The 2,809-nt window shown below is 34.0% G+C and carries 3 protein-coding genes; 1 reads left to right on the top strand and 2 read right to left on the bottom strand.

What is annotated here, in order from left to right; all coding sequences use genetic code 11:
• Window positions 1-707 precede the first annotated feature (707 nt).
• Window positions 708-1,100, top strand: a complete 393-nt coding sequence (locus H4J52_RS03070; protein ID WP_182176836.1) for a biopolymer transporter ExbD — start codon at window positions 708-710, stop codon at window positions 1,098-1,100.
• A gap of 254 nt (window positions 1,101-1,354) precedes the next feature.
• Here the strand turns inward: H4J52_RS03070 and H4J52_RS20230 are convergent, their stop codons facing one another.
• Together H4J52_RS20230 and H4J52_RS20225 are read right to left on the bottom strand one after the other, a co-directional pair.
• The gene (locus H4J52_RS20230; RefSeq protein ID WP_310649610.1) at window positions 1,355-1,513 is read right to left on the bottom strand and encodes a hypothetical protein; all 159 of its coding nucleotides are present in this window, start codon (window positions 1,511-1,513) and stop codon (window positions 1,355-1,357) included.
• A 224-nt stretch (window positions 1,514-1,737) separates the two neighbouring features.
• The gene (locus H4J52_RS20225) at window positions 1,738-1,983 is read right to left on the bottom strand and encodes a hypothetical protein (RefSeq protein ID WP_310649611.1); all 246 of its coding nucleotides are present in this window, start codon (window positions 1,981-1,983) and stop codon (window positions 1,738-1,740) included.
• Between the last annotated feature and the right edge of the window lie 826 nt (window positions 1,984-2,809).

Genomic DNA, 2,809 nt, shown 5'->3' with positions numbered 1-2,809 from the left:
GATAACTAATTGTTAAAGAAAAACTCATTTACTCAAAGTAAAGAGTTAGATATAAAACCCATTCGTTTATACCTTTGGAGCGTTGCTCCATTGCTGCAGGCCTTGCCTGAAGCGAGATGCGTATTATACGCAACTCAGTTTCGATGTCAACGTTTTATTTAATTTAATTTGAAGTTCTTTTCGAAGATTCAAACCTTACCTATAAAACATTAAGTTAACGACTTTACTCTAAAGTGATGTAGATAACTTATCAAAACAGCTCTTTCGTGGTTCGTTTTAACTGACCCCCTTGGAACTGGAGCGCATTCTAAACATTTTCTAAAAAGGATCAAGCACTATTTTCATCTTTAAGTTTGTTTGGACAAAAAGAAGACAAACCGTAGAATATTAAAACGTATATCTAATAATAACGATTTAATTGTTACATATAGTCATTATAAATCTTGTATTATTTTCAGTTTTCGCTGATATAAGGATTATCTGTTAATAGTGTCCAGTGTATCAATCTACCTATATTACTTATTATAAAGTTTATTTATTCATTTAATATCAGTTTGATTAATTCCAATTTATTTATCTATTTATCTATTTATCTATTTACGAATGATATCGTATAAATATTGCTTAATTAATAATATGCACTAAAGTAAGTAAAACAATATACGAATATAATCGTAGAACATAATTAATAATTTTAAGGTATTAGGATGAGAAAGAATAGACTGTATGAAGATCAAAAGGCTGAAGCGGATATGACGCCCATGCTTGATATTGTGTTTATACTTTTAATATTTTTTATTGTGACAACCTCATTTGTTAAGGAACAAGGATTCTTAGTCAATAAACCTGATGGTGGTAACCCTAATCAAAATAATAACCCAATGCTATTGATTAGGATAAATGAAAGTGGACTTGTATCTTTAAATGGTAGAATTACGGATATTGAACGTTTACCAGCAAATATTGAAAACTACCTAGCCACTAATCAAGTTTCTGCTGCTGTCGTCATTCCCCACGTGAATACATATTATGATAACGTTGTAAAAGTTATTGACCATATAAGTATGGTCGATGGCCTCACTTTGTCTATAGGAAAATAATATATCATTTTTAAACTGTTAATGGTCAAGCACTTTTGCTTTTGCCTTTATTAATATAGGTGGATCTATATGTTAAAATCAATGATGTTAAGATGAAGAAATTAGCGATAAATATACATTATCATTAAGTCATACGGTTACCCATTATTACCTACACTTGACTTACTAATTACTTAATTTAACTTATGAGTGCAAAATTATTTAAGTATCGTATTATCAGAGATAGTAAGTCTAACTGTCCAGATTGCTTCTGATCACTTAATAAAGATTTCGTTAAGACGATAAAACTCTCTTGACGCACCTTCTTTCTGGCTTACCAATACCATTTTTGCGGCAACTTGCTCGCCAATTATCGGGCGAAAACGACGTAGAAAGGGAAGCATGCATATAATAGGCATCAGCCAACTACACATTTTTTCTCCTAAGCGAAATTCAGTTCGCTGACCAAGTAAGAGTGGAGGTTGAAATATACTAATCTGTTTAAATGGCAGTTGACTTACTCTCTGTTCTAATTCACCTTTCATTTTTAGGTACGGGTTATTACTTTGATTATTAGCTGCTGCAGATGAGACGAGTAAATAAAGACCTACGCCATTCTTTTCAGCTAATTTTGCTGCTTTAAACTGGTATCCAAGATCTACTTTACGTTGACCATTGATTGAACCGGCTTGCTTAACTGTTGTCCCCTGACATGAGAATAAAAATTGCCATCAAAATGAGATATATAGTTATCCAAGTGATCGAAATCGACGACTTGATTGATAACTTTTGTAGATGAATGCGGTGAAGGTCTACGTGTTAGTGTAATAACTTTATCAATATAATCAGTATTAACCAATTGTTGGACAATCGCGTGTCCAACTAACCCCGTAGCTCCTATCACTATAGCTTTTTTGTTATTACGAACCCTTCAATGTTATTAAATAACAAAATCAATATTTTTTGTTATGCCAGTCTCATATAAAACTAAATTAGTTTATGGTCATAATAGCGGTCCAATGACAGGCTAGCCAATGGTAGACTAAAAAATTCAAAGCAACCAATCATGTTGTTCATTAATATTCATATATATATATACTTGATTTCAATAGATTAGAAAAAGTAAATTAGCCAGCAAACTGTCCTACTTTGAAATTGGGGATAATATTTAGTTCGGTCCAGCATACAATTCACCACTACAATCAATAAGACTAGTTAATTATAAATTTAATAGGCACATCTTTGGGTGTTACTTAGACCTCTGACTAAACTGATCACTCACACGAATGTTGATATCGGCAGCTATGAGCTCCAATATTAAAGAAAAACACATAGTAATGTAGATTTCAATGTTGTTTTTCGAGTGCCAGACATTAAAAAACCCTACGGGCTTCTATTAACAAGCGCGGAGAATGTCTTACGCTCACATGGGCTTTACTTCGATATAAGCCACACGACCGTCGGCGCACCGGTAATGCTGTGGCGATTTCGGTCAATTTTTGTTGTTTTTCAAATGCCAGACAGCAAAAAGCCCGAGGCTTTTGGATCGGGCTTCTCTTAATATTCGTGGAGAATGTCCTACGCTCACATGGGCTTTACTTCGATATAAGCCACACGACCGTCGGCGCACCGGTAATGCTGTGGCGATTTCGGTCAATTTTTGTTGTTTTTCAAATGCCAGACAGCAAAAAGCCCGACTCTTTCGAATCGGGCTTCTCTTAATAGGCGCC

It is taken from the genome of Colwellia sp. MB02u-14 (assembly GCF_014076915.1).
Classification (GTDB): domain Bacteria; phylum Pseudomonadota; class Gammaproteobacteria; order Enterobacterales; family Alteromonadaceae; genus Colwellia_A.
This window is presented reverse-complemented; position numbering and strand designations above follow the sequence as displayed.

Coding starts and splice junctions, on each gene's coding strand:
- H4J52_RS03070 (WP_182176836.1), top strand. CDS start 708: ATGAGAAAGAATAGACTGTATGAAGATCAAAAGGCTGAAGCGGATATG.
- H4J52_RS20230 (WP_310649610.1), bottom strand. CDS start 1,513: ATGTGTAGTTGGCTGATGCCTATTATATGCATGCTTCCCTTTCTACGT.